Source organism: Komarekiella delphini-convector SJRDD-AB1 (assembly GCF_014831675.1).
Classification (GTDB): domain Bacteria; phylum Cyanobacteriota; class Cyanobacteriia; order Cyanobacteriales; family Nostocaceae; genus Komarekiella.
Window position 1 is genome coordinate 484,971 of record NZ_VJXY01000001.1, and the last position, 26,081, is coordinate 511,051.

Sequence of the window (26,081 nt, forward strand, 5' to 3'; positions counted from 1 at the left end):
GCAATGATTAAACGCAAACAACAGCTAATAAGCTGCCCTTCTGGTGAGTCTGGTTTTACGATTATTGAGTCGTTGGTAGCAATACTCGTAGTTTCTATTTTACTAACAGCGATCGCACCTGTAATCGTCCTGGCAACAGCAACCCGCGTTCAGTCTAGGCGGGTAGAACTGGCAACCCAAGCGGCAAAAACATTTATTGATGGTGTCAGAACTGGAGCAATTGCAGCGCCAGGTGCAATTACTCCAGCATTAGATGCACCAAGCACGACTATTAAAAGAAATCTTGTAGATAGACCAGGCGACTATTTAATTAATACTACAAAAATGCCTGTTCCTACGGCATCGACTACTTTGTATTGCTTTAACAAAAATGGTCTGCTAAATCCACCCAATTGTACTAGCGATTTGTTTTACATTCAGGCTAATCGAATTGTTCAAAGTACTGGTGCAAACGATGGCTACCGTCTGGGAATTCGAGTTTATCGGGCAGATGCGGACTTTACAAAAACTCTAACTGCCAGCACAGGTACTACTAAAAATACACAAAAACCTTTTACAGGCGGGTTGGGTGAACGTCAAGCACCATTGATAGAAATGACAACCGACATTGCTAGTACTAACACTTCATTTCAAGCTTTATGTCAACGTCTTGGTACTGCAACCAATCAAGCCTGTCAATAAAAGACTGGGCAAATTCACATTATGAAATTGATAGCTGTGTATCTATACAGTAAAGAGAATACCGCAACATGATGAGGACACTAAAATTCCTGCTCAGCAAGCAGATGCGACGCTCTCAAGGTGTTGAACAAGTTGGTGGTTTCACCATGATTGAATTGCTGATAGCTATGATTCTGGCATTCCTTGTCATCACCCCATTGATGGGATTCATGATCAACATTATGAATACAGACCAGCAGGAGCAAGCCAAGGCAAATTCTGAGCAAGAAATCCAAGCTGCACTGGATTATATTGCTCGTGATTTACAGCAAGCAATTTATATCTATGATGCTACTGGAATTGGTTGTCTAACTGGTACTGCTGATACTAATACTCCTAGCACTTGCCCAAATGCAGGTACAACTGGCAATCAACTACCTAGCCCAACCGCGACAGATAGAGTTCCTGTTCTTGTCTTTTGGAAACGAGAATTAGTTAGCCAAGCAATTACAATTACAGGCAGCCAAAAAGATGATACTTTTGTGTACTCATTAGTTGCCTACTATTTAATTAAAGACACTAGTGCTACTTGGTCTAAAGCTGCTCGTATCGCCAGATGGCAAATTAGGGATGGCATAGCAGATCCCAGCAGTACACAAACTTGTGGAAAGTATTTAGCAGGTCAGTGTCCTAGTCCAGGCTTTGCCCCATTTAAGCTCGATGGAGTCGGCACACTAGCCGAAAAGATGAATGCTTGGACAAAAGCCACAGCCACTTATACTGCCGATAGCATAGTGCTTGTTGACTTTATTGACCAAACCAAAACTGACGACGTACCAGCAGCGCCAGCGGTAACATGCCCTCCTAACTCCGCTAGCATCACATGGTCAAAAGTATCACCAAACACAGCCAGCTTCAATACTCGTGCTACAGGTAAAATGACTAGTTTTTATGCCTGTGTCGATAGAGTTAACACAACAGCACAGGTATTTTTACGAGGAAACGCGCTTGCTCGTATCGAAAACGATTCAACTAAACTGAATTACACTGAGAGCAAAAAAACTTATTTTCCAACTGCAAGTGTACGAGTACAAGGACGCGGATACTTGTATACCAAGTAAAAGCTGAAAATCAAAGGACTATTTAATAGCAGCTGATTATGGAAAATTTAAGTTTGAAGTTGCACCCCGGTAACTGGAATAGGAACAGTAAACAGCGATATCTGGTTAACAGGCTGCGCTATGCTTCTAGATACACCCGACATGATGCTGGCTTTAGTTTACTGGAATTAATCGCAGTGGTGTTGATGATAGGTATTTTAGGTGCGATCGCGGCTCCTGGTTGGCTTGCCTTTGTAAATAGACAGCGGGTAAATAAGGCTAATGACGCTGTTATAGCTGCGTTACAGGAAGCACAGCGAGAAGCTAAAAAGAAAAAACTAAGCTACAGTGTCAGCTTTACAACTGATATCACCACTAAAGTTACACAAATTGCCATACATCCCAAGGGTTCTACACCTAACAGTTTTTGGCGTGATTTGGGTGGAGATTTGGGAATTCAACCGGGACAGGTATTGCTTGGTACAAATCTTAGCGAAGTAAATACCGTCAGTTCGCTCACATATGCTTCTAGCTTTAATAGCAGCGCACCACAAACGATTACTTTTGATTACATGGGTATTTTGGCACCTAAGACTAACAATAATGCTCCTGATACGGGTTTAAAAGTTGTATTAGCTGTACCCCAAGGAAATAATAGTGCTAGCAATGTGAAGCGGTGCGTGATTGTTGATACTCTAATTGGAGGAATGCGAACAGCGAAAGACTCTCAATGCAATTAAATAAATTTGTTTGGTAGCGAAATGCTGCAAAAATTTCTGTAATCATACGGTACGGGAAACTGCACCTTAAGAGCAAAATTGTAATATTAGATCTAAGTTTCTGGTTTTAAACATTATTGTTTACTTGTAACCAATTAGCCATACAATACGCCCTATTGCATTTTTAACATTCGCTGGCATATCAAAAAGTACTTTAACAAAATATAAATTTGGGAAGATGACTGAGAGCCTTGACTTTACTGTAGCTATCCCAACTTACAACGGTGAAAGTCGTTTGCCTGAACTACTGGAGCGGCTGCAAAACCAAATTGATACAGAAAATTTAACTTGGGAAATTATAGTTGTAGATAATAACAGCACCGATAACACGAAGAAAGTTGTTCAAACCTATCAACAAAATTGGCAATGCCTTTACCCTTTAAAGTATTGCTTTGAAGCACGACAGGGAGCAGCTTATGCTCGAAAACGAGCAGTTGAAGAAGCTAAAGGCAAATTTATAGGTTTTTTAGACGATGATAATTACCCGATATCAACCTGGGTAGCCGCAGCTTATGCTTTTGGTCAAAAGTATCTTAAAGCGGGAGCTTATGGTAGCCAGATTCACCCTGACTGGGAAGTAGAACCACCGCAAAACTTTCAGCGAATTGCTCCATTTTTGGCAATTACAGAGCGAGGAAATTTACCGCTACTGTATGAACCTGCAAAAAAATTGCTACCGCCTTCTGCCGGACTTGTTATCCGCAGACAAGCTTGGTTAGAAAGCGTACCAGATCATTCTATTTTAACTGGTAGAATTAACGGTAATATGCTCACCAGTGAAGACTTGGAAATGCTGTCATACATTCAAAAATCAGGATGGGAAATTTGGTATAACCCAGAGATGGAAATTTATCATAAAATACCAATTTTTCGATTGCAAAAAGCCTATTTAATTCCATTTTTTCGAGGTATTGGGCTTAGTCGTTATATTACTAGGATGGTAAATATAAAACCTATATATAGACCAGCTACTTGTTTAGCTTATATGATAAATGATTTACGTAAAATTGGTTTTCACTTAATTAAATATAAAACAAAATTAAAAACTGATTTGGTAGCAGCTTGTGAAATGCAACTTTTTTTAAGTAGCTTCATTAGTCCTTTTTATCTTTGGAAAAACGGATATTTAAAAACAAATCATAAATAATTGACTATTATGACTGAGTTACTAATTGAAAGTCTAGATATAACTATAGCCATTCCTACATATAACGGTGCAACTCGTTTACCTAAGATTTTGGATAAGCTTTTGGCCCAGACGGGAGTAGAACACCTTAATGGAGAAATTATTATTGTGGATAATAATAGTTTCGATAATACGTATGAGGTAATAGAGAGTTACCAAAAAATCTGCAATAGTAAATTTCCATTGAGATACTTTTTAGAAACCGAACAGGGAGCCGCCTTTGCAAGACTGCGTGCAGTACGCGAAGCCAGAGGTGAACTCATCGCATTTTTAGATGATGATAACCTCCCCGCTCCTAATTGGTTAGCAGAAGCTTATACTTTTGGGGTTGAGCATCCTCAAGCAGGCGTTTGGAGTGGACAAATTCATGGTGATTTTGAAGTAAAACCACCGGAAGAGTTTGAGAGAATCCAAGCTTTTCTCGCTATCAGAGAACACGGACTAGAACCACATTTATTTGATGCTGCTAATTTAAGACTTCCCCCTGGTGCGGCTCTTGTTGTTCGTAAACAAGCGTGGCGTGAGAATGTTCCACAACGACCTAAATTGAGTGGAAAATTACCTGGCATTTTGGTGCAGGGTGATGACTATGAACCATTGCTTTACATCCACTATGCAGGCTGGGAAATTTGGTATAACCCAAATATGCATACTTATCATCAAATACCACATTGGCGATTAGAAAAAGATTATTTACTAACTCTGGCTCGTGGCTGTGGTTTGTGTATTTGTCAGTTACGCTTGATCAATACTAAAAACTGGCAAAAACCGATAATCTTTGTAAGAACCTTTTTGGGTAATTTGCGCCGAGTCTTAGAGCATTTAATTAAGTATAGAGGTAAAATAAAAAGTGATTTAATCGCACTTTTTGAAATCCAATTTTACTTGGGTAGTATGATCAGCCCTTTTTATTACTTAAAAATAAATCTACAAAAATTAACTAATTAATTAGCTATTTATTCATTGTTTATTATTTCTGTCACTTAATCTGAATAAATAGTACCACTTAAGTCATGCTCGAAAGCAACAGTTAAATAATAATTTAATCTATTTTTTACATAGAAATGTTAGTTTGGCAAAATTACAGGGAAAACTATATTTGTGACCTTTGATAATAAATCAATCAGATGATACCAAATATTTCTGTAATTATACCAGCTTACAATAGCGAAAAAACTATTAAAGTAACAATCGAATCTGTTTTAAGGCAAACTTTTGTTGATTTTGAGTTAATTATAATTAATGATGGTTCGCAAGATTCCACTTTAGATATAATTTCACAATTTAAAGACTCTAGAATAAAAGTATTTTCCTTTAATAATTCTGGGGGTAACGTTAGCCGTAACCGTGGGTTGAATTATGCCATTGGAGAATTTATTAGTTTCTTAGATGCAGATGATATCTGGACAGCTGATAAGCTAGAAATTCAGTTGAAAGCCTTGCAGGAAAACCCCCAAGCAGTAGTTGCTTATAGTTGGACTGATTATATTAACGAAAATGGTGAATTCGTAGTCTCAGGCACACACATTAATATCAATGGCAATGTTTATGAAAATCTATTGTTGACTAATTTTTTAGAGAATGGGTCAAATCCTTTAATTCGTAGAGAAGCTTTAATCGAATTAGGTGGATTTGATAAATACTTAAGTGCTGCTCAAGATTGGGATATGTGGTTGCGATTAGCTTGCAAGTTCGATTTTGTATGCATACCATCTGTACAAATTTTATACCGAATCAGTGCTAATTCAGTTTCTTCTAATCTTGTCAGACAAGAAAAAGCCTGCTTACAAGTTCTGGAACGAGCATATCAGATAAGACCATTGGCACTTAAAGATAATTGGAATATAAGCCTTGCCAACTTATATAAATATCTAACTTGTAAAGCATTACAAAAGCCGTTTAATAGACAAAATACTCTGATAGCGGCTAAATTTTTATGGAATTATATTTTGAATGACTCTTCAAGGCTCCAACGTATAAATTTCAGCTTAAAACTATTATTGAAAATTGTTATAGTTCTTTTCCTACCTACCTCACTAAACAGAATTATTAATCAGCACAGAAACAGAAGCCAGGAGGCTGAAAATCGACCAGAAAATAAAAGTGGATACTCAGGTGCATTTACCGTTTCTAGTTAATACAAAATATTTTTTGAACCGCTCTAACAGTGGCTTTACTTTGCCAGAAATGTTAGTTGTTGTTGTACTAATTGGTATATTAGCTGCGCTGGGAATACCTAATTGGCTGACTTTTGTGAACACTCGTCGCCTCAATACTGCACAAAATGAAGTTCACCTTGCTATGCGCCAAGCTCGAAGTCAAGCTATCAAAGAAAAATTGACTTGGCAAGTTAGCTTTCGTGAACACAACGGTATTATTCAATGGGCTGTTCATCCTGCTACAGTAAACCCATCTGCCGCTAACTGGAATAATTTAGATCCCAGTATCCATTTTGATTCTGAGACAAACTTTACACTCTCAAATGGAATACGCAAAGTTGAGTTTGACTATAGAGGTAATGCTAAAAGCCTCAACGACCTAGGACGGATCACGTTATCTAGTAAATATGGTGGTAAAGCTAAGCGTTGCGTTATTGTTTCGACAATTATAGGGGGAATGCGAACGGAAAAAGAGCAGGCTACAGCTGAAGGTGGCAAGTATTGTTATTAAGATATTTTTAGTTTATTCAAACAAGGTATAGTGTGCTGAAATTACCAAAAAGCTCAAAACAGCACTTAATTATTTTTACTCGTTATCCAGAACCAGGCAAGACAAAAACCCGCCTGATACCTGCTTTGGGTACTCTCGGTGCTGCTAATCTTCAACGGGAGATGACCGAATATACGATATTTCAGGTTAGAGAATTGCAAAAGGTAACTGCTATATCTGTGGAAGTACGGTTTGCAGGCGGTGATTTGCAACTCATGCAAGACTGGCTGGGGTTGGGTTTAGTTTACCAGCCTCAAGGTGAAGGGGATCTAGGTTCACGCATGGCGCGATCGCTATTTGATGCTTTTGAATCTGGTGCAGAAAAAGTAATGATCATCGGTACAGATTGTCCTGGAGTGAATGCCCAGATTTTAGCAACAGCCTTTGAGCAACTACAAGCCTTTGAACTTGTGCTTGGCCCGGCTATCGATGGTGGTTATTACCTGATTGGTTTGCGCCAGCCTATCCCTGAGTTATTCGTTAACATCGAGTGGGGAACTGCTCAAGTATTCCAAAAAACTGTGGAGATTGCTCATTTACTGAATTTGTCGCCTGTATACTTGCCTACTTTGGCTGATGTTGATCGTCCAGAGGACTTACCAATTTGGGAACAAACCCTTGAGGGAGAAATGAGGAGTTAAGGATTGGGAGAATGAGGGCTAGGGCTGTGGAGGAGTGGAAAATAGAAACTAAATTCTTCGCAATGTCCAATACCCAATGCCCCTATTTGCTTTCGTATCTTCCAACACCAGGAATTTTCTGAAGACAGTCTACATTACAGATGCTACTGTGGTGTAGTTTAAAACCAAGAGGTGAAGATTCTTGACTAGTCTTGAATCAGTCTTGTGTTCATACACAACATTTAAAGTTATGGGAACAATATTCAAGTAACTTGAAATATGAAAATCACTCTTATTTACCGCAAGTTTGAAAGACTATGGTTAACCGTTTTGCTGCCTTGAACACTGCCTTAACACTGAAGGTAGTTGGAATAATCTGCATTTTGTCCTTTTTTGTAGACTTTGTGATTCTACTGTTACCCTTTCAACCAACTGATCGGGGATGGCAAATCAGCATAGCAACAGCCTTGGTTGACCGGGGAATTGTGCCTCTGGTAGGCTTAGGTCTGTTGTTTGCTGCATATTGGATTGATAGTGCTGATACTGGCGATCGCCCATCAGGTATCGATTTAAGATTTCCCGCCCTGATTATATCCAGTATTTTAGGGTTAATGTTCTTATTGATTTTTCCTCTGCACCTCAATAATGTGCGTCAAGCTAGCACTCAAACAGTAAATCAAATTTCCCAGGATGCAGATCAGGCAGAAAATCAACTGAAAAACCAGCTATCTCAATTCCAAGCACAACTGAACAATGATCAAGCAAAAGCTCAGTTAGAACAATTGCGAAACCAAGCTAGAGCTCAGTTTACTGAACTACTTAAAGACGAGCAGAAGTATAAGCAAGCGCTTGCAAATCCCCAACTTCCCGCTGAGCAAAAAGAATTACTCAAGAAGTTTAAAGCAAATCCCCAAGAACTTGACAAATTTATCGCGCAGCGCACAGATCCTCAAGGAGTTGCAAATCAAAGACTGAATCAAATTCGCCAGCGCAGAGACGAAGCTGAAAAACAAGCTAAGGATAATGCTTGGAAGTCTGGACTGAGAATTGGTATTAGCAGTTTGCTGTTGTCTATTGGTTACATTATCATCGGCTGGACAGGATTAAGAGGTATGGGTAGTTTACAAGGTGGTGGACGTAAAGCTACCGCGCGTTAATCAACTATCGGTATGGCAGTATGGACGCATCAAGCAGTTGTTGATGGTTCATGCTGCCACATACCTAATAGCTAATAACAATAAAAAGATAATTAACAACTTAATCAAATCGCTATAAAACCTGAGATGTTCTCAATTTACATACTGACATATAACGAAGAATTAGATATTGCTGCTTGTATCGAGTCAGCGATGCTATCGGATGACATTATTGTTGTAGACTCATGCAGTAGCGATCGCACCGTAGAAATTGCTAGTCGCTATCCTATCCGCATCGTCCAACATCCTTTTGAAAGCCACGGACGCCAACGCACCTGGATGTTAGAGTCTATCCCTCCAAAGCACGAATGGGTCTACATTCTCGAAGCTGATGAGCGCATGACACCAGAGCTTTTCACTGAAAGCGAAAAGGCTATTGAGAATCCAGACTACATTGGCTACTACGTTGCTGAACGCGTCATGTTCATGAATCGTTGGATTCGTCATAGCACCCAGTATCCCCGTTATCAAATGCGCCTCTTCCGCCACTGTAAGGTGTGGTTTACAGACTATGGTCACACTGAAAGGGAAGTTTGTGACGGTGCTACTAGTTTTTTAAAAGAAACCTACCCCCACTACACTTGCAGCAAAGGCTTGAGTCGCTGGATTGAAAAGCACAATCGATATTCCACAGATGAAGCGCAAGAAACGTTGTATCAACTAGAACAGGGTAAAGTTAACTGGCGAGATTTGTTCTTTGGTAAATCAGAAGTAGAAAAACGCCGTGCTCTCAAAGATTTGTCTTTGCGTTTACCCGCTAGACCGTTGCTACGCTTTTTATATATGTATTTTATCTTGGGTGGCTGTTTAGACGGACGTGCTGGAATGGCTTGGTGTACATTGCAAGCATTCTATGAATACCTGATTTTGCTCAAAGTCTGGGAAATGAAGTATTTACCCAAGCCCAGCTTAGATGCAAAAGTAATTCTTGCAGAAGATAATACACAACAGGTGCAGTGCGTGGCTTCAGAAACTACACAAGCTGATGCAGCTTAGAGAAATTTGGGAGTTGGGAGTCAAAAGAATTTTTGTTTTAGTTTTTGATTTCCCAAGCCTTTAAGGATGAAACTTTAAATATACATCAGCTGATTACAGCCCGAATTTGATAAATTAATATTTTTAACACAACTTTTTCAGAAAAGCCGCTCCTAGCAATGTGTAAATTACTCACCGGACAAGACGACTCCTAAGTTTGCCTGGTGGTGTTTCCACAATCATGAGCAGCTTTTGGCTGAGCGCGGTAGATTAGTAATACCTAAGAGACTTGCAGCAATCATTTACAAGTCTTACAAAGAAAAGTAACATCCTCTAAGACTAACCACCCGCTAGTCGGTTGGTGCATGTCTTTTCATACAAAGTTGTATGAAAATAGCTGATTTCTAGCAACAAGTGAGTATTTCTGTGGTAGCAGCCAAACAGCTTGCTGTTTGTACAGTTACTTGCGGCAAAAGATGCCTGAAGTAAAGTCTTCGCAATTTGACGAATCTGCTGGTATGAAGACCAATAATCAAAGTTCCTCTAGCCTCAAAAAGGAGAATCAGGGCTTGGTAATCGAACGCCTAAAACAGGACTTAAAAAATGACCTGATTGCTGGTTTGTTGGTAGTTATTCCCCTAGCAACTACCATCTGGCTAACGATTACAATTGCCACTTGGGTAATCAACTTTCTCACCCAAATTCCCAAACAACTGAATCCCTTTGATGGGTTGCATCCAATACTAGTGAATCTGCTGAATTTTGTAGTGGGATTAGCAGTGCCATTACTAAGTATTCTTTTGATTGGCTTAATGGCTCGGAATATTGCTGGGCGGTGGTTACTTGATTTTGGTGAACGCGTTCTACAAGCTATACCGTTAGCTGGACAAGTATACAAAACTCTCAAGCAACTTTTAGAAACAATACTAAAAGACTCAAATGGCAAGTTTCGCCGTGTAATTTTGGTAGAGTATCCGAGGCGGGGAATTTGGGCGATCGCCTTTGTCACTGGCGCGATCAGCGGTGATATTCAATCTCAAATGTCTCACCCGATGCTGAGTGTTTTTATCCCCACCACCCCAAACCCCACTACCGGATGGTATGCAGTAGTTCCTGAAGACGAGGTAGTGAACCTCTCATTATCGATTGAAGACGCCTTTAAAATAGTTGTGTCTGGTGGCATTGTCGCCCCCAATACGCCCTTGGTTTTCCCCAAAGAATCTCAACTGGAAGTAAAACACGACGAAACAAAGCAGTCAATTATCCCCGTCGAAGAAACTTAAAATCAATCAGGCAAAGTCACAAGCAATTGGATAACGTTGTTGTTTGGCTGTGCCAAAATTGATACACTTTTAAATCCACTCCTTCTAGTTAATCAATTCTCGCACAATCACTCCTCATTTTTATGCAACCTCGTAAACCCCAGCAAATTGCTCGTGAATTGGCGCTTTTAAGCCTTAGCCAACTGCCAGTAAATCCAAAAAAATTGGATCAATTACAAGATGAGCAATTAGTATCCAAGTTGGTACTAGGCGCAGTACGCACCCTGACATCAGAAGTGCAAGATACCTTGGATAATGCCGCAGGTGAATTGCAACGCAGTAATGATCGCCTCTTAAGCAGCCAAACTCGGGCCTCAGACATCAACACTGCTAGAACAATGCTCCAAGAGGCGATCACATATACTCAAACAGCAATCAATCAGCTGGGTACAGCAATTGATTTCCCAGAATTGATTCAGTTAGCTAATCAGGACAAGGGAGTCCGCAATTACGCCAAAGAGATTGTAATTACAGTCAATGAAAACCGAAATATTATAGATGAACTCATTTCGACTGCCTTAGTAGATTGGCAAGTAACTCGCCTCGCCCAAATTGACCGGGACATTCTGCAAATCGCTGTAGCAGAAATGAAGTTCCTGGGAGTTCCAGACAGTATTGCCATCAATGAAGCAGTAGAACTAGCCAAACGCTACAGTGGAGACGAAGGTCATCGGTTTATTAACGGCGTTTTACGCCGAGTCACAGAGCAGAAAAAAACTGCATAGGGTTTTTACCTCACTTCCTCAGCTGCATGATTGCTAAGTTTTGAGCTAAGAGTAAGGAGGCAGTTGTTTGCAAAAATAAATCTGAGCATCTGCTTTCGACTCTCAGAACTTTTGAGGGTTCTGCCCGTCGTTGTAGCGACTCTTGTCAAACTAGCGTTGAAAAGTGAGGATAACCTGGGGGTTTTCACTCCAGGAAAGAGTACACAGTTAAATTAAACTCATAACTTATAACTCATAACTTATAACTCACATAACAACTAGTACTGTTGCAATGGTTTTTAATTGGTTCCGTCGTCAACATAACGATTCTTCTAAAACTCCCTCTGAGCAGAAACAGGAAGAAACTTCTCCTGTTAAAGAACCCCAAACAGAGCCAGCCGAAACGCCAACGCTAGAAACTACACAAGACACGGGCGCGGATTTGTTGGCATTTGCTAAAGCCGCCTACAAAAATATCCAGCAAAAACAACAATCTCATGTAGAAGAAACTCCGCCTGATTTAACAGATACTCAAGCTTCACTAGAACAACCTGAGACCGCCGAAACTCTACAAACGCAGGTAACGGAAACGGCACAAGAAACAGCTGAGGAACCTACTGGCATTACTTTAGAAACTGCTCCTAAAGCAGCGACAGAAACGTTACAGCCGGAAGCAGCAGTTATTGATATTGCCCAAACAACGAGTGAGGAACCTGCTGGTACAAATGAAGAAAGTGCAACCAATTTCGATGAGCTAGATGTCTCTAGCCCAGAACTAACTGCGAGTGAAACTGAACCAACAACGCCAGCCAATTTATCGTTCTTAGAACGAGCCGCCGCAGAACGGCAAGCCAGACAGGAACGACTGATCGCCAGCGCGATTGAAGTCCCAGAACCAGAGGTAGCTCAGCCAATAGCTGCAACTGCACCAGAGACAACAGAAGAAATTCCCGGCTTGACATTTGATGAAGGATTTGTGTGGTCAGCAGAAGTTTTGGCCGCTCAAGGTAGGCGTCCAGAAGATGTTTCTATTGAAGAAATTACCTGGCTGAAAAAGCTCCGCCAAGGTTTAGACAAAACTCGTCGTGGTATCCTGAACCAACTGAAGGCGATTGTTGGTCAAGGGCCGCTCAACCAAGCCGCTGTGACGGAAATTGAGGCGTTACTCCTGCAAGCTGATGTGGGTGTGGAGGCGACAGACTTGATCATCAACGCCCTACAGAAAAAACTGCGAGAAGAAGTTACCCCACCAGATGAGGCGATCGCTTTCCTGAAAAAAATATTGCGGGATATGTTGGATGCACCGAGCCAAACATCCTACAAATCTACTTTTACCCCAGAAAAAGATACTCTCAATATTTGGTTAATCACCGGGGTGAATGGTGCTGGTAAAACTACTACCATCGGTAAAATTTCCCACCTAGCCCAGAAATCTGGCTATAAATGCTTGATTGGAGCAGCAGATACTTTCCGCGCTGCTGCTGTAGAACAGGTGAAAGTTTGGGGTACTAGAAGCGGTGTAGAAGTAATTGCTAATCCTGGAAAGAATACAGATCCGGCAGCAGTGGTGTTTGATGCGATCGCAGCTGCTCAAGCACGGCAAACGGAATTACTTTTAGTAGATACTGCTGGACGACTGCAAAATAAGAAAAATTTGATGGATGAACTTAGTAAAATCCGTCGCATTATCGACAAAAAAGCCCCAAATGCCAAAGTAGAATCACTATTGGTTCTAGATGCCACTTTAGGGCAAAATGGATTGCGGCAAGCCGAAGTCTTTTCCCAAGCCGCTCAACTTAGTGGTGTTGTCTTAACTAAGCTAGATGGTACTGCTAAAGGAGGTGTAGCCCTTGCCGTTGTGCAGCAGTTGGGTTTACCCATTCGCTTCATTGGTGCTGGCGAAGGCATCGAAGACCTACGCCCTTTTTCCAGCTATGAGTTTGTCGAAGCGCTATTGAGTGGTTAAGTGGCTAGTTGAAAAATTGTAGTTAAGATTTTCTCTTTACAAACTCATAAATTTAGGGCTTACTGATCTGGTATTATCACTTGGATAAACTACAAACAAAATGCTGGAAAGAGTGTAAGCCCTAATTTCATGGGTTGATCGCTACTTGCGGGTGACTTTGATAAAATTTCAAACTAATGCTATTTTTTTACGCCCTAAATGGGTTTTTAAATATAGCAGCACTCTGATTTAGTTGCAATACAGAGAAGTTCGAGCAGAACTTTGGATAGTTGTCCTTACTAATGGATTCCAAACGTGAATTGATGTAAGTAAGCTGGGTCAACACTGACATGTGTATTCCCGGCTTCTGCCTGCAAAAGTGTCTGTAAATATTCTCTAGAGGAAATTTAAAAGTTTGAAGTGCGATCGCTAAACCATAACAACCTTTCTGGCTTTTGAGTTAGAGGTCTGAAAATATGCTTTTTCTAAATTTTGTGTAATCACTTTTTTTGAGATTTTACTACGTACTAAAGACCTCTTTAAAATAAATCTTTGGCTAATATCTTAACTTAATCTCAACTGACTAAAAGCCCTGCAATGTATAGCTTTTATCCATTGAAAGGCTTTTAAAATTTAAGCTTCAACTGAATTTTAGTGACTCTGATACAAGATGTATGTTCTAATTATTTTTTGAGTGAGCTAAAATACACCTCTGAGCACTTAAAAAGTTAATAAATGACAAATGAAAAAGTGGGAAACACAATTTGGCAAGTATCCTGGGAATCATGATATATAAATTAAATCTTTAAAAGCTTATTTGCTATTTCTCACTTATGATATGAGCGTTAGAAAGTTATACAAGTGCCTATGTAGATCCTCTCTCACAACTCCCTAAACACATTCCTCAGCCTAAACGTTTACTCTGAAAGGATTATATATTATTCTTCTATCAAAGTATTTTTATAACTTGAGATATATGATTTGGGAATTAAGTTATGAAAAAATGAAAAATTTTCTAGAGTCTCGCTAGCATTACTGATTTTTACAGATGGAATTTCGATTAAAAATACATTACCTAAAATTTCTAATATTGAGCAAGAAATGCAATAAGCAAATACAATACTCATAAAAGTTACACCTTACGTCTTTATACTCTTGCTAAAGTGACAATCCTTGTCTCAATATGGTTTAGCAATGCCGACGCCAAAGGATTTATAAGTCTAAAATCTGCCGATATCAAGTGCAATAGTACCTGTGCCTGTGTCTCAACTGCCCTCTCAACCCACTGACAGCAATAGTAGTGCCGCGACAGATGTCACACCAGTAGTGGCGCTGAAAGAACTCGTGGCGCGGTTGCATCGGGAACAAAATAAAATCCAAGATTTACTAAGTTCTTTAGGATTTGCCCTGAGAAGCTTCAATAATTTGAATCAGTTTTTAGAATTGATTCCGCTGATGGCAACACGGGTTACAGATGCGGACGGCAGTGCTCTGTTTCTCTACAAACCTAATGGTCAAGTCAGGTTAGAGCAACTACACTGGCAAGATAGTCGCCAGCGTAAAAATATCCGCAAAGCGCTGGAAACAGCTAGCAGTCAGATTACACTTGTGCCTAACACTGTTCCTTTAGCAGCGGCTACAGGGATTTTGGATGACCAAATGCATCGCTATTTGGGGCCAGATGTGCAAATCTTTGGCACGGCAATTTTGGTTAAGCATACAGAACGGGGATGGCTGTACGTCTTGAGCCGCGATCCTGAATATAGCTGGACAGAAACCAGACAGAAGTTAGTTAGGTTAGTGGCAGATCAAACAGCGGTAGCTATTGAAAACGATGAACTAGCCGTAGAACTAAGAAAGAAAGAACGTCTAGACCAAGAACTAGAAATTGGTGCAGAAATTCAACGACGACTTTTGCCACGTCAATGCCCCACAATTCCTGGTGTAGCTCTCGCCGCACGCTGTAAACCTGCTAATCGTGTTGGCGGAGACTATTACGACTTTATTCCCACCAATCACAATCAGATTCAGCCAACTACTCAAAGCAGTGTGGAAACTGGGCGTTGGGGTTTAGTAATTGGGGATGTCATGGGAAAAGGCGTTCCCGCAGGGCTGATCATGACTATGATGCGGGGAATGCTACGAGGAGAAGTACTACATGGTAATTCTCCAGCAGGAATTTTACAAAACTTAAACCGCGTCATGTATGCGGATTTGGAAAATTCCCACCGCTTTGTAACGTTATTTTACTCAGAATATAATCCTGAAAGCCAAATTTTGTCTTACAGCAATGCGGCGCACAATCCTCCTTTGTGGTGGCACGCAGCTACAAAAGCTGTTACGCGTCTGGATACCTTGGGAATGCTAATCGGTTTAGATGCTAATAGCCAATATGAGGATGCCCAGGCACAGTTAGAGCCTGGAGACACAATTATTTACTATACAGATGGATTGACTGATGCTGCTGCCGCAGGTGGCGATCGCTTCGACGAAGACAACTTTATTACTGCTTTCAACACAGCTTGTAAGTATTGTAATGGCCCACAGGAGATTGTGGATTACCTATTTGACCAAGTTCAGCAATTCATCGGTTCTGATAAGCAAAACACAGATGATATGACACTAGTTGTTTTACAAATTCTGTACCCAACAGTTAGTAGCCAGTAGTTATTAGCTAATAACTTATAACTTGTGGACTAGTAAATTAGTTACAACTTGTGTAGATCAGGTTGAGAACGTAACCCAGCAAAGTCCTGACAATATTGGATTGAAGAACGAAACTCAAACGCATTGGTCTAAAAATATCAACTTGTTGTCCTTTCAAAACGTATAATTTCATCACTATTAGCACGGTTATATCTAACAACGGCGATAACTTTAGATTGTTGATCGTTTACAGTGATTAATCCAGATCTGTTGCTAAGTTGCATCGAATTCAAACTAGAGCGGGTAATTGCAAACTGCTTAACTTCGTTTGGCTGAAGAATACCACTCAATGGTTGAGGACGAGCTGCTTTATCGCGCATCTCCCAACTTGTTAAGTCAATCGGTTTATCTGTCACATTCTGCAACTTAACCCACTCTCCTATGTCCTCTGCTCCTACAGGATTTGCTAACGCTTCTACAATTATTACTGGCTGATTATTTTTGATTTCTATTGGCACAACCTCCACATCAGGACGCTCTTTAGAAACATCTGGAAGTGTTTCCGTCCCCTCGTTACCGAGAAATATAGGGAAGAATGAACGAATAAAATCTCCGCGACTACCATCAGATTTGATATTGCGGTATATGACTAAATCGTAGACGCCACTATTGATAATAGTACGTCTCTTGTCTTGCTTTACTCTGTCATTTATGCTCTCAAAGTAAACAACTGTTCCCATTGCAATTTCCGACTCTGGACTAGAACCGACAAAAAATCCACCTTTTTTCTTAAACAACTGAGCGATAACTTCGCCTCGCATATTAGTAAGATACTGTAACATTTGCAAGGTGATCACATTTGGATGATTTGGTATTTCATCACCTTGCAAATCATATTTATAGCCGAGAAAGTTGACGTTACGAATTTTTTCATCAAAGTAGAACTTAATCCAGGAGTGATAACCAGAAATTTCTCCTAAGTTCTGTGTTCTATCTCTAGTGCTTCTGAAATTTTCGTCAAACTTCGCTTCTCCAACAAAGACATGTTCAAAACCAGAACAGAAATGAGTAGATTTGCCTTTGTAGTAGTTGGTATACATCTCAAACCAAATCTGTTTGAGTCTGGCTCGGAATTTTTGCTGTGAAAGATTTTCTCCCAATTCTTGATTGATATATTCTAATGCCAGCTTCATCGGTTCAGTGGGCAGAATGGCATCAAGAAATTTTTCGATTTCTTCCTGTTCTTCGGTAGTTAAAATTTCATCTGCACGAAAATTGGCAACATAATTGTTTAGGAGTTGGACAAAGGTGGTATAAGTTTGACCATTTAACTTTTCCTCATTTACCTGGAAAAATAGAGGTTGAGTAGCTAAGTCAATATTAGTTTTACCACTTGCTTCTGTCTGTAAATCAAGGAGAATATCAGCATCGGGATTTTTCCAACCGTCTCCACTTCTCAGACTGACTGAGAACCCATTCTTGTCGCTATTCCAGATCTGTTGATAGATATCGCTCACGGGTGTATCTCCTGTTGTTGTTATAAATACCAGCTTGATGTCAATAGCCTGTAGCCAAACTTTTTCTAAAGTTTAGCTGAACATCTCCGTATCTAAAAATTAAATGCCTTATTTAACTCATTTAAAGTACGGTAATTACAGGTGTATCATCTGAATTATGGGCGTGACCTTATCGGTTGCAAAGGCAATTAATCGGTTAGGCATCAGATAGTTGTGAACTACCGCATTTTGAAATTAAGGTATTAGCGATCGCCACCAATGGTCTAATACTTTACTCATGATTAGGCTTTCGCTCAGGTTCTCTAAGTTAAAGTATAACTACGTAATCGACAGTTGTTTTTTATTACAAACTGTAATACCATCACCAATAATGGCTCAGTGTTGTTAGGCATGGCAGTACCCCACTGGGTGATTTTGCTTGCCTTGTCAGTAATTACCGATAAACAAGCCCTAGCCAATGAGGATAAGCATAAGAATCCGCAGCCCCCAATCTTGACCCCTGATAAGTATTGAATATAGAACTGGCTGTTGTCTGAAGATTATCCATCAAGCACACATCCTCGCCGGAAGCTTCAAAGCCAATACTCCACCAAGGATTGTCCCTAATCACTAGATGTGTGATTTCCACAGTACAAGGGTTATCTATGTTCTCATTGCCTACAACGGGTTGTACTGAAGAGTCGGGTAAGACTTGATAAAGTTGTGAATAACGAACTTTCTGCACACTCACCCACGAAGCGTTGTCTAAAACTGTTGCAGGCTGGAAACTTTCTCCTGTGGAATCGCAACACAGCCACTTACCCCATTTTTCTGCTCTACCCTCTGCTAATTCCCCAAAACGTACTAAGTCTAATTCTGCTTGACGCCATTTGACTTCTAGCCTTCCTTGTCGCAGTTTTATCCCCATGTAATCACACCCTGGTGAGTAGAGATACAAATCTTCTCTTGATTCTGGTGATTGAAATGGGTCAACAAGACAGTTTTGCTGAAACCAAAGTTTAATGTCTTCCGGGATTGTGCCAGGGTAGAACCAGCGCAATTCGTTAGTTATCAGCATAATTTGTTTAGTCAGGAGATAGGAGGTAGGAGTTATAAAAATTCCCCTCTGCTTCCCTCATATTCCCATGTCCCAATCTAGTGCGTCATCCGAAGCGTCCCTGATGATGGGAGAATAAAAACGAGAAATGATGCTGGCATTGTGTTGCCTCCAGCCTAAAGGAATCTATAGAAATGTGGAAACGAATTGCATTGATTTTGCTATTGGTGTTGAGCTTCAGCTTGAGTAATTCTGGTGTAGCGGCTGCGGCTGGACTCAAAAGCTTTGTAGACACTAATGATGGCTATGAGTTTTTATATCCTAACGGCTGGGTGCAAGTTAAAGTTGCTAACGGCCCAGATGTGGTATTTCACGATTTGATTGAGATATCTGAAAATGTATCTGTGGTGATTAGTCCCGTTCCAGAAGGTAAAACGTTGCCAGAACTAGGGACACCCACAGAAGTAGGATATAAGTTAGGAAAAGCTGCTCTAGCTCCTCCTGACTCTGGTCGCTCAGCTGAATTGGTCAATGCCGTTGAGCGAGAAGTTGACGGTAAAACGTACTACCTTCTGGAGTATGAGGTTAAACTTCCCAATCAGCAAGAACGACACAACATCGCCAGCGTTGCTGTTAGCCGTGGTAAACTTTTCACCTTGAATGCCTCAATTCCTGAAAGGCGTTGGCAGAAAGTTAAACGTATGATTGACAATGTTGTGAATTCTTTTTCTGTTTATTAGTCATTTGTCATTTGTCATTTGTTTAAGTAAAAGTCTTTTTGTCTTTTTATCTCCCCTAGTTCTCTATGGGAATTCTACCCTTTGTACTTGCTTCTGCTTCTCCAGCGCGACGCCGCTTGCTGCAAACTGTTGGTATTGAACCGATAGTTAGACCCAGTGATTTTGATGAGTCGCAAATTCAATTAAATGAGCCTGCACAATTGGTCAAAACTCTCGCCCAGTGCAAGGCGGAAACTGTCGTACCGCAGTTTGAATCAGCTTTGATTATGGGTTGTGATTCGGTTTTGTCACTCAATGGTGAGATTCATGGCAAACCAGCAAACGCCTCAGAAGCGATCGCTCGTTGGCAGGTGATGCAAGGTAATTTTGGCGACTTGTACACAGGTCATGCCTTGATTGACCTTTCTCAAAACCGCACCATAGTTAAATCCCAAGTGACAAGGGTTTACTTTGGTCAAATGAGCGATCGCGCAATTGCTGCCTATGTAGCCACAGGTGAACCCCTCAAATGTGCTGGTGCTTTCGCCCTCGAAGGTTTTGGCAGTCTATTTGTCGAAAAAATCGAAGGTTGTCACAGCAACGTGATTGGACTCAGTTTACCTCTGCTGCGGCACATGTTAGCGGAACTAGGATACGATGTTACTGATTTTTGGCGATAGTCTAACCGCTACACAAAGTCCAGAATCCAAAATATTAACCCTTGACCCTTCTACAGACGCGATTAATCGCGTCTCTACTCTTGACCCTTAACGAAATTGTCTCCTGTGCAGCAGCGCTTCCCCATGATCTGGAATCCAAACCAGCCACTCGTCTTCAGAAACCGCACACAATAAAAGTGCTTCATCAAAACTATATAGGTTAGGAAGTTGCAAAAGCTCTACCCAAGTAGAAGCTTTTAGCTGCATATTTTCCAAATTGTGTCTTCTTGCTTGTAAAGCAAAATCTGGTCTATTAGAATCTAGTTTCATAGCTGTGTACTAGTCTAAGCTCATGGACTAATTAAAAATTATTTCTGTAACCTAGACTACAAAATAAATAATATTATTGGAAAGTCAATGTTTCATAACTTTACGTTGGCTGGGTTTAAGTGTTTGCTTATATTGCAAGCTAGAACAGGTGTGGCACAGCAGGCTGTAGACTGGCAACTAGATAACATTTCTCAGTAGAACATGTCATTTACTTCTATTCCCTCACTGCGTGAGCAACAACATCCCCTAATTCGTCAGCTAGCTGATTGCATTGAGGCAGCTTGGCATAAGCACTTGGAGCTGTCGCCTTACCAGTTGCCTGCTGAGTTAGGGTATGTAGAAGGTAGATTAGAGGGCGAAAAACTAATAATTCAAAACAGCTGTTACCAAACTCCCCAGTTCCGAAAAATCCACTTGGAACTGGCAAAAGTAGGAAATATGCTGGATATTTTGCACTGTGTGATGTTTCCGCGTCCAGAATATGACTTGCCGATGTTTGGTTGTGATTTAGTTGCGGGTAGGGGTCAAATTAGTGCGGCGATCGCAGACCTTTCACCTGTTCACATAGAGCGTGTCTTACCAGCATCTTATACTTCTGCATTGACGGCGTTAACAACCCTTAACTTTTCCCAACCTCGTGAATTACCGGAATGGGGAAATATCTTTTCAGATTTTTGTATTTTTGTGCGCCCAGGTTCTTCAGAAGAAGAAACGATGTTTCTCTCTCGCGTGGGTGATTTTTTAGATATTCATTGCACCCAGGCGATCGCCTCTAGTCCAGTTTCGCCTGAACAAGTAACGCAAAATCTTGCTGGACAACACAACTACTGCACCAAACAGCAGCAAAACGACAAAACCCGCCGCGTATTGGAAAAAGCCTTTGGCTCAGCTTGGGCAGAACATTACATGACCACAGTTTTATTTGACCTCCCAGATTCATCATCTCCCTCTCCCCATCTGTAGGCTCTGTTACGTTTTCCCGTAACTGATGAATGTAGAATTCATTCAACGAGAGTTTGATGGAGTCCCAAAGCAGCAATCAAAGCAGCAAGTTTTTTGGAGCAAATAGCCAAAGATGCTTTCAGCCCTGCTACAAGTTGACCAAATTAAGGAAACTGTGATGTTAAGAATGCTCAAGTTGAGAAAAATTTTTTAGTTGGTCGCTGACTTACTGAAGGAAGACTTGCTTTGGCAACAAAATCGTTTCCAACAACAGCAACAGTGTGTTTACTAAATACGCGCTATTCCTCGCTCACTGGTGTAACTATTTCTGCGAGGTTAAACAGTGCCTTTATTTATTTCAAGGTGTTTGCATATCAGATAATTAAGGGCTTTGTCTAAGATATTTGACAGCCAATAAATTCACCTGTGGCTTACTTCCCATAGCTTAAAACTAGGGAACTCCGTCACGAATATTTTTGGTGGATTCTCATAACTGCCATCATATTCACGTCTCCATAAGACTCAAATTTATAAAAAGGCGTCGGGAAAACCCATTTCTTCTCGGTAGGTAATGAAAGACGCCCTGACGCCGTTGACAGTTGACGGTTAACAGTTAACAGTCAACTGTCAACGTGTTATCCCATTCCCTTTTAGGAATGGGATGAGCTTAATTAATAGCCAGCAAACACAAAACGCTATTTCGCAAAGCTATGGTGTTGAGCATTCATCAAGCAGTGGATTTGAAGCAACGTCCAGCTTTAAACCACTGTTGTTTCTCCTATGCAACTGGCTGTTTACTAAAAACCCTTTTTGACTAACTAATTTAACTGCACTTAACTCATTTTTTTTACTGCCATCACCACAATTCAGATAGACGGGCAACATACCATGTCAAGGGTGACTGAGAAGCCAAAACCAAGCGAGCAGCCACTTAATCATGAACAAGCAAAGATTTGGTGGGGCATTGCTGTAGCTGTGCCGATAGTAATCGCCGCTGGAGTACTAGGTACAGCCAAAATCGAGCAGTTAAGAAAACTAACTACGCCCGTACCCGTAGCGCCAGTTGCCAATAGCATTAGCGCTGTTGGCCGTTTGGAGCCGCGGGGAGAAGTCGTTAAACTGTCTGCCCCAAGTGGAGGATTAGCAGCATCTTCACGAATTCAGCAAATCTTCGTGAGAGAGGGTGAACGGGTAAGGCAAGGTCAAGTAGTTGCGATTTTGGACAACCGCGATACCCAAGTAGCGGCAGTAGAAGAGGCAAAAGCCAAACTGCAAGAATCTCGTGCGAATTTAGCTCAAGTAAGAGCGGGTTCACCAAGAGACATTCAAGCTCAAAGAGCAGTTATTGCTCGACTACAAGCTCAGTTAAGTGGGGAAAGGGATGCTCAACAAGCAACAATCGCTCGGATTGCCGCCCAGTTAAGTGGGGAAAAAATCGCTCAACAAGCAATGGTGAATCGCCTAGAAGCTGAGCTGGTTGGGCAAAGAGATACTTTAAGAGCGACAATTACACGGATCAGAGCCGAGCAACGCAATGCCCAAGTCGATGCTGGACGATATGATATGTTATACCGAGAAGGTGCGATTTCCCAGCAAGAACGGGATAGAAGACGCCTCAGTGCCATAACTTCTAATCAGCAAGTTGTCGAAAGCCAAGCTACTTTAAGACAAACATTGGCAACTCTACGACAGCAACTTGCCGAAGCTAGAGCTAATCAGATCACAAATTTAGCAACTTTGCAACAGCAGCTAATCGAAGCCAGAGTTAACCGTGACAAAACTGTAGCAACTGTGCAAAGGCAAATCGACGAAGAAAAAGCCAAACTGAGCAGAATTTTGGAAGTTAGCCCGACTGACTCACAAGTAGCACAAGCCCAAGTTAGCAATGCGATCGCAAATGTCAGAAAAGCAGAAGCAGAGCTAAAGTTGAGCTATGTTCAAGCACCAATTGCTGGAGAAATTTTAAAAATTCATACAAAATCAGGCGAAGCCATCAGTTCAAATGGCATTGCTGAGATTGGACAAACTAATCAGATGTTTGTGATTGCTGAAGTTCCTGAAGACGGCATTGGTAAAGTGCGCGTTGGTCAAAATGCTACTATCACCAGTGATAATGGAGCATTTAACGGGGAATTAAAAGGAACCGTCACTGAGATTGGTAGAAAAATAGGCAAAAAGGATGTGTTGAATACAGATCCAGCAGCAGATGTGGATGCCAGAGTTGTAGAAGTTAAAATCGCTCTGTCTCCAGAAGATAGCCAACTAGTTTCTGGATTGACCTACGCTAAAGTGGTTGTCGAAATTAATATCTAATCAAGTTATAGGTGAGCAGTAATGATTTATTTTTACTGCAATACTTGTATTATTTGTAATGGAGATAATCATAATTATTAGTCAGCAAAATAATTTTAAAAATCATTACTTAAGCGTTTTATAATTGATGCTTTATGAATTAAATACTACCTGCTTAAAAGCCTAGAAAATGAATCAAAAAATACCTCTATCTTGGCTACAATTGACAAGAGAAAAAACTCGCCTAGCCGTGGCTTTGGCAGGAATTGCCTTTGCAGATATTTTAATGTTTATGCAACTTGGTTTTCGAGATGCTCTTTATTATAGTAACGTTCGGTTCCATACTAGCTTGCAGGGCGATATTGTTTTAATCAACAGTCAATCTAACGCTCTGTTGGCGATGAAAAGTTTTTCCCAACGGCGATTATATAAGGCTTTAGATTTACAAGCAGTACAATCAGTCCATCCGATATATTTGGACTATACAAGTTGGAAAAATCCTGTAACTGGTCGTCCTCGTAATATCCTAATTTTTGGAATTAATCCAGAAGTTAACTTGTTAAACTTACCTGGAGTTCAAGAAAATTTAGATAAAATTAAACTACCTGATGTAGTTTTATATGACCGTTCTTCTAGAGTTGAGTATGGCCCAATTGCGGCTAATTTTGAGCAAGGAAAGATAGTAACAGCAGAAGTCAGAAGGAGGCAAATTAAAGTAGAAGGACTATTTACATTAGGTGCATCCTTTGGGGCAGATGGTAATTTAATCACGAGCGATGTTAACTTTATACGGATATTTACCAATCGTCAGCGAGGATTAATTGATATTGGACTAATTAGACTGAAACCGGGAGCAAATGCTACAGTCGTTGTCCAAAATTTACGTAACTATTTACCTAAAGACATTAATGTTTTAACTAAGCAAGAATTTATTGACTTTGAGCGGAATTACTGGGCGAGTGGTACGGCGATCGGATTTATTTTCACGCTAGGGACAATCATGGGTTTTATTGTGGGAACTGTGATTGTGTATCAAATACTTTATACAGAAGTTACAGAGCATTTGGCTGAGTATGCCACTCTTAAAGCAATCGGCTACACACAAAGATATTTGTTGATTGTGATTTTACAAGAAGCTTTATTGTTAGCAGTTTTAGGATATATTCCTGGATTTACTTTTACGATGTTTCTTTATCAAAGAGCTAGAGAGGCTACACTTTTACCAGTTTTTATGAGCTTTGGTCGTGCCGTTATGGTGTTAATTATGACTATTTTAATGTGCTTTATTTCTGGTGCGATCGCTGTACGAAAATTACGCTCTGCTGATCCAGCAGATATCTTTTAATTAAAATTACAAGCTATCTTTAATTATGAATATTATAAATTCAAGATTAATTATTAACAGATAATAAAAATCTTGAATCATAATTTATAGTTGAGATATAAATTCTCAAGCTTACTAAATTGTCTCAAAAAAGCTAACTTGTAGCTCCTAATTTTATGATGAAAAAAGAGCCAGTAATTACCATTAAAAATCTGAATCACTACTATGGTAAAGGTGCACTGAAAAGACAAATTTTATTTGACATTAACCTAGATATTTATGCTGGAGAGATTGTAATTATGACTGGGCCATCAGGGTCAGGTAAAACAACATTACTGAGCTTGATTGGTGGTTTGCGGTCTGTACAAGAGGGAAGCTTGAAATTTTTAGGTGAAGAACTATTTGGTGTCAGTCAGAACAAGCTGGTGCAGATGCGGCGCAAAATTGGTTATATTTTCCAGGCTCATAATTTGCTGGGATTCTTGACTGCTAGGCAAAATGTGCAAATGGCAGTGGAATTGAATGAAAATATTTCTCAAACTGAGGCAGTATCTAAGTCAGAAGGTATGCTGGGGGCTGTTGGTTTAAAAGAACGAATTAATTATTATCCAGACAATCTTTCTGGTGGACAAAAACAAAGAATAGCGATCGCCCGCGCCTTGGTGAATCATCCCCCATTAGTGCTAGCAGATGAACCAACAGCAGCTTTAGATAAACAATCAGGACGCGATGTCGTAGAAATAATGCAGAGCCTTGCCAAAGAGCAGGGAACTACTATCTTGTTAGTAACGCACGACAACCGCATTTTAGATATAGCCGATCGCATCATAGAAATGGAAGATGGTCTTTTAGCCCGTAATTCCCAAAGTGCAGTTATCAGTTAATAACACGATTCTAAAATCAAAATTTAAAAACCTCCCCAAAAGGGGGAGGCGACTAGGGAGAATATTCTTCAGCCCAGGGATTAGGGTTTGGTGCTGGTGCGCTGGCTGAACAGTCTAGTAATGGTTCAGGTTAATACCAGCTTCTTTTGCCATTGCTTCCAACCCTTTCGTTTCTAGGGTTTTGATTGCTTTAGTACACAGCTTCAGTTTCACCCACCGATTACCACCTTGCCACCAAACGCGCTTGTTTTGCAGATTGGCATGTTGAAGCCGTTTTGTGCGGCGGTGGGAGTGGGAAACGGCAAAGGCATTATTTGCCTTTTTACCAGTTAGTTCACAGCGACGAGACATAGCAACTATCTCCAGTTAGTTTTTGAATACAGCCTTTCCATTTTAGGACTTAGGCAGCGGAAGTAGTTAAGGAAGGAGTGAGGGAGTGGGGGCAGAGGGGCGGAGGGGCAGGGGAGGTAGAGGGGCAGAGGTGAAAATCAAAAATTTCTCCCCAGTCCCCAGTCCCCAGTCCTCAGTCCCCAGTC

At 40.6% G+C, this 26,081-nt stretch carries 24 protein-coding genes; 20 read left to right on the forward strand and 4 right to left on the reverse strand.

Translation table 11 applies throughout. The features are described 5' to 3' along the window. Positions 1-3 precede the first annotated feature (3 nt). The 14 genes from hpsB to FNW02_RS02155 all read left to right on the forward strand — a co-directional run bounded on the left by hpsB (position 4) and on the right by FNW02_RS02155 (position 15,863). The gene (gene hpsB, locus FNW02_RS02090; RefSeq protein ID WP_191755922.1) at positions 4-681 is read left to right on the forward strand and encodes a hormogonium polysaccharide secretion pseudopilin HpsB; all 678 of its coding nucleotides are present in this window, start codon (positions 4-6) and stop codon (positions 679-681) included. 71 nt (positions 682-752) lie between these two features. After that, on the forward strand, positions 753-1,781 hold the full coding sequence (gene hpsC / locus FNW02_RS02095) for a hormogonium polysaccharide secretion pseudopilin HpsC (RefSeq protein ID WP_191756044.1): 1,029 nt from the start codon (positions 753-755) through the stop codon (positions 1,779-1,781). Positions 1,782-1,819: 38 nt separating this feature from the next. Then, entirely contained in the window at positions 1,820-2,500 is a 681-nt protein-coding gene (locus FNW02_RS02100; RefSeq protein WP_191755923.1) for a pilus assembly FimT family protein, read from the forward strand. Between the two features lie 217 nt (positions 2,501-2,717). Continuing rightward, positions 2,718-3,686 (forward strand): hormogonium polysaccharide biosynthesis glycosyltransferase HpsE, encoded by a 969-nt coding sequence (hpsE, locus tag FNW02_RS02105; protein ID WP_191755924.1) that lies wholly within the window; start codon positions 2,718-2,720, stop codon positions 3,684-3,686. Between the two features lie 9 nt (positions 3,687-3,695). Continuing rightward, positions 3,696-4,673, forward strand: coding sequence for a hormogonium polysaccharide biosynthesis glycosyltransferase HpsE (gene hpsE / locus FNW02_RS02110; RefSeq protein ID WP_191755925.1), 978 nt, complete (start codon positions 3,696-3,698; stop codon positions 4,671-4,673). Between the two features lie 179 nt (positions 4,674-4,852). Continuing rightward, the gene (locus tag FNW02_RS02115) at positions 4,853-5,863 is read left to right on the forward strand and encodes a glycosyltransferase (protein WP_191755926.1); all 1,011 of its coding nucleotides are present in this window, start codon (positions 4,853-4,855) and stop codon (positions 5,861-5,863) included. Between the two features lie 13 nt (positions 5,864-5,876). Next, a complete protein-coding gene (locus FNW02_RS02120; protein WP_225225343.1) occupies positions 5,877-6,395 on the forward strand; it encodes a GspH/FimT family pseudopilin in 519 nt (172 codons plus the stop codon). A 32-nt stretch (positions 6,396-6,427) separates the two neighbouring features. Then, positions 6,428-7,075 carry a TIGR04282 family arsenosugar biosynthesis glycosyltransferase gene (locus tag FNW02_RS02125; RefSeq protein WP_191755927.1) on the forward strand — a complete coding sequence of 216 codons (648 nt, stop codon included), beginning with the start codon at positions 6,428-6,430 and terminating at the stop codon, positions 7,073-7,075. Between the two features lie 296 nt (positions 7,076-7,371). After that, a complete protein-coding gene (hpsJ-B, locus tag FNW02_RS02130) occupies positions 7,372-8,211 on the forward strand; it encodes a hormogonium polysaccharide biosynthesis protein HpsJ (RefSeq protein WP_191755928.1) in 840 nt (279 codons plus the stop codon). 126 nt (positions 8,212-8,337) lie between these two features. Beyond that, entirely contained in the window at positions 8,338-9,246 is a 909-nt protein-coding gene (locus tag FNW02_RS02135; RefSeq protein ID WP_191755929.1) for a glycosyltransferase family 2 protein, read from the forward strand. Between the two features lie 497 nt (positions 9,247-9,743). Next, positions 9,744-10,508: a DUF502 domain-containing protein gene (locus tag FNW02_RS02140; RefSeq protein ID WP_191756046.1), complete on the forward strand. Its 765-nt coding sequence runs from the start codon at positions 9,744-9,746 to the stop codon at positions 10,506-10,508. A 122-nt stretch (positions 10,509-10,630) separates the two neighbouring features. Further along, on the forward strand, positions 10,631-11,272 hold the full coding sequence (gene nusB, locus FNW02_RS02145) for a transcription antitermination factor NusB (protein WP_191755930.1): 642 nt from the start codon (positions 10,631-10,633) through the stop codon (positions 11,270-11,272). Positions 11,273-11,543: 271 nt separating this feature from the next. Beyond that, positions 11,544-13,217, forward strand: a complete 1,674-nt coding sequence (gene ftsY, locus FNW02_RS02150; RefSeq protein WP_191755931.1) for a signal recognition particle-docking protein FtsY — start codon at positions 11,544-11,546, stop codon at positions 13,215-13,217. 1,233 nt (positions 13,218-14,450) lie between these two features. After that, positions 14,451-15,863, forward strand: a complete 1,413-nt coding sequence (locus tag FNW02_RS02155) for a SpoIIE family protein phosphatase (protein ID WP_191755932.1) — start codon at positions 14,451-14,453, stop codon at positions 15,861-15,863. Between the two features lie 137 nt (positions 15,864-16,000). On the opposite strand, the gene FNW02_RS02160 is transcribed toward FNW02_RS02155, so the two are convergent. Then, complete coding sequence (locus FNW02_RS02160; protein WP_191755933.1) at positions 16,001-17,359, reverse strand: endoribonuclease; 1,359 nt, start codon at positions 17,357-17,359, stop codon at positions 16,001-16,003. Positions 17,360-17,792: 433 nt separating this feature from the next. Then, positions 17,793-18,416 carry a hypothetical protein gene (locus tag FNW02_RS02165; RefSeq protein ID WP_191755934.1) on the reverse strand — a complete coding sequence of 208 codons (624 nt, stop codon included), beginning with the start codon at positions 18,414-18,416 and terminating at the stop codon, positions 17,793-17,795. Positions 18,417-18,589: 173 nt separating this feature from the next. Here FNW02_RS02165 and psbP point away from each other — a divergent pair, with 173 nt between their 5' ends. Together psbP and FNW02_RS02175 are read left to right on the forward strand one after the other, a co-directional pair. Beyond that, positions 18,590-19,135 (forward strand): photosystem II reaction center PsbP, encoded by a 546-nt coding sequence (gene psbP / locus FNW02_RS02170; RefSeq protein WP_191755935.1) that lies wholly within the window; start codon positions 18,590-18,592, stop codon positions 19,133-19,135. A gap of 65 nt (positions 19,136-19,200) precedes the next feature. Continuing rightward, the gene (locus FNW02_RS02175; protein WP_191755936.1) at positions 19,201-19,794 is read left to right on the forward strand and encodes a Maf family protein; all 594 of its coding nucleotides are present in this window, start codon (positions 19,201-19,203) and stop codon (positions 19,792-19,794) included. A gap of 87 nt (positions 19,795-19,881) precedes the next feature. On the opposite strand, the gene FNW02_RS02180 is transcribed toward FNW02_RS02175, so the two are convergent. Then, positions 19,882-20,103, reverse strand: a complete 222-nt coding sequence (locus tag FNW02_RS02180; RefSeq protein ID WP_191755937.1) for a hypothetical protein — start codon at positions 20,101-20,103, stop codon at positions 19,882-19,884. Between the two features lie 201 nt (positions 20,104-20,304). Here FNW02_RS02180 and FNW02_RS02185 point away from each other — a divergent pair, with 201 nt between their 5' ends. The 4 genes from FNW02_RS02185 to FNW02_RS02200 all read left to right on the forward strand — a co-directional run bounded on the left by FNW02_RS02185 (position 20,305) and on the right by FNW02_RS02200 (position 25,545). After that, positions 20,305-21,066 (forward strand): phycocyanobilin:ferredoxin oxidoreductase, encoded by a 762-nt coding sequence (locus tag FNW02_RS02185; RefSeq protein ID WP_191755938.1) that lies wholly within the window; start codon positions 20,305-20,307, stop codon positions 21,064-21,066. Between the two features lie 867 nt (positions 21,067-21,933). Beyond that, positions 21,934-23,358: an HlyD family efflux transporter periplasmic adaptor subunit gene (locus FNW02_RS02190; protein ID WP_191755939.1), complete on the forward strand. Its 1,425-nt coding sequence runs from the start codon at positions 21,934-21,936 to the stop codon at positions 23,356-23,358. A 169-nt stretch (positions 23,359-23,527) separates the two neighbouring features. Then, positions 23,528-24,682: an ABC transporter permease DevC gene (gene devC / locus FNW02_RS02195; protein WP_191755940.1), complete on the forward strand. Its 1,155-nt coding sequence runs from the start codon at positions 23,528-23,530 to the stop codon at positions 24,680-24,682. 158 nt (positions 24,683-24,840) lie between these two features. Beyond that, positions 24,841-25,545 (forward strand): DevA family ABC transporter ATP-binding protein, encoded by a 705-nt coding sequence (locus FNW02_RS02200; protein WP_191756047.1) that lies wholly within the window; start codon positions 24,841-24,843, stop codon positions 25,543-25,545. A 114-nt stretch (positions 25,546-25,659) separates the two neighbouring features. Here the strand turns inward: FNW02_RS02200 and rpmB are convergent, their stop codons facing one another. Next, positions 25,660-25,896 (reverse strand): 50S ribosomal protein L28, encoded by a 237-nt coding sequence (rpmB, locus tag FNW02_RS02205; protein ID WP_191755941.1) that lies wholly within the window; start codon positions 25,894-25,896, stop codon positions 25,660-25,662. Positions 25,897-26,081: the final 185 nt, after the last annotated feature.

Bases quoted from the DNA above. Each gene is read 5' to 3' on its own strand.
- FNW02_RS02115 (WP_191755926.1), top strand. From the start codon at position 4,853: ATGATACCAAATATTTCTGTAATTATACCAGCTTACAATAGCGAAAAA.
- hpsC (WP_191756044.1), top strand. From the start codon at position 753: ATGAGGACACTAAAATTCCTGCTCAGCAAGCAGATGCGACGCTCTCAA.
- nusB (WP_191755930.1), top strand. From the start codon at position 10,631: ATGCAACCTCGTAAACCCCAGCAAATTGCTCGTGAATTGGCGCTTTTA.
- devC (WP_191755940.1), top strand. From the start codon at position 23,528: ATGAATCAAAAAATACCTCTATCTTGGCTACAATTGACAAGAGAAAAA.
- FNW02_RS02185 (WP_191755938.1), top strand. From the start codon at position 20,305: ATGTCATTTACTTCTATTCCCTCACTGCGTGAGCAACAACATCCCCTA.
- hpsJ-B (WP_191755928.1), top strand. From the start codon at position 7,372: ATGGTTAACCGTTTTGCTGCCTTGAACACTGCCTTAACACTGAAGGTA.
- rpmB (WP_191755941.1), bottom strand. From the start codon at position 25,896: ATGTCTCGTCGCTGTGAACTAACTGGTAAAAAGGCAAATAATGCCTTT.
- FNW02_RS02135 (WP_191755929.1), top strand. From the start codon at position 8,338: ATGTTCTCAATTTACATACTGACATATAACGAAGAATTAGATATTGCT.
- FNW02_RS02175 (WP_191755936.1), top strand. From the start codon at position 19,201: ATGGGAATTCTACCCTTTGTACTTGCTTCTGCTTCTCCAGCGCGACGC.
- FNW02_RS02180 (WP_191755937.1), bottom strand. From the start codon at position 20,103: ATGAAACTAGATTCTAATAGACCAGATTTTGCTTTACAAGCAAGAAGA.
- hpsE (WP_191755924.1), top strand. From the start codon at position 2,718: ATGACTGAGAGCCTTGACTTTACTGTAGCTATCCCAACTTACAACGGT.
- FNW02_RS02190 (WP_191755939.1), top strand. From the start codon at position 21,934: ATGTCAAGGGTGACTGAGAAGCCAAAACCAAGCGAGCAGCCACTTAAT.
- FNW02_RS02140 (WP_191756046.1), top strand. From the start codon at position 9,744: ATGAAGACCAATAATCAAAGTTCCTCTAGCCTCAAAAAGGAGAATCAG.
- ftsY (WP_191755931.1), top strand. From the start codon at position 11,544: ATGGTTTTTAATTGGTTCCGTCGTCAACATAACGATTCTTCTAAAACT.
- hpsE (WP_191755925.1), top strand. From the start codon at position 3,696: ATGACTGAGTTACTAATTGAAAGTCTAGATATAACTATAGCCATTCCT.
- FNW02_RS02165 (WP_191755934.1), bottom strand. From the start codon at position 18,416: ATGCTGATAACTAACGAATTGCGCTGGTTCTACCCTGGCACAATCCCG.
- FNW02_RS02200 (WP_191756047.1), top strand. From the start codon at position 24,841: ATGAAAAAAGAGCCAGTAATTACCATTAAAAATCTGAATCACTACTAT.
- psbP (WP_191755935.1), top strand. From the start codon at position 18,590: ATGTGGAAACGAATTGCATTGATTTTGCTATTGGTGTTGAGCTTCAGC.
- FNW02_RS02100 (WP_191755923.1), top strand. From the start codon at position 1,820: ATGGAAAATTTAAGTTTGAAGTTGCACCCCGGTAACTGGAATAGGAAC.
- hpsB (WP_191755922.1), top strand. From the start codon at position 4: ATGATTAAACGCAAACAACAGCTAATAAGCTGCCCTTCTGGTGAGTCT.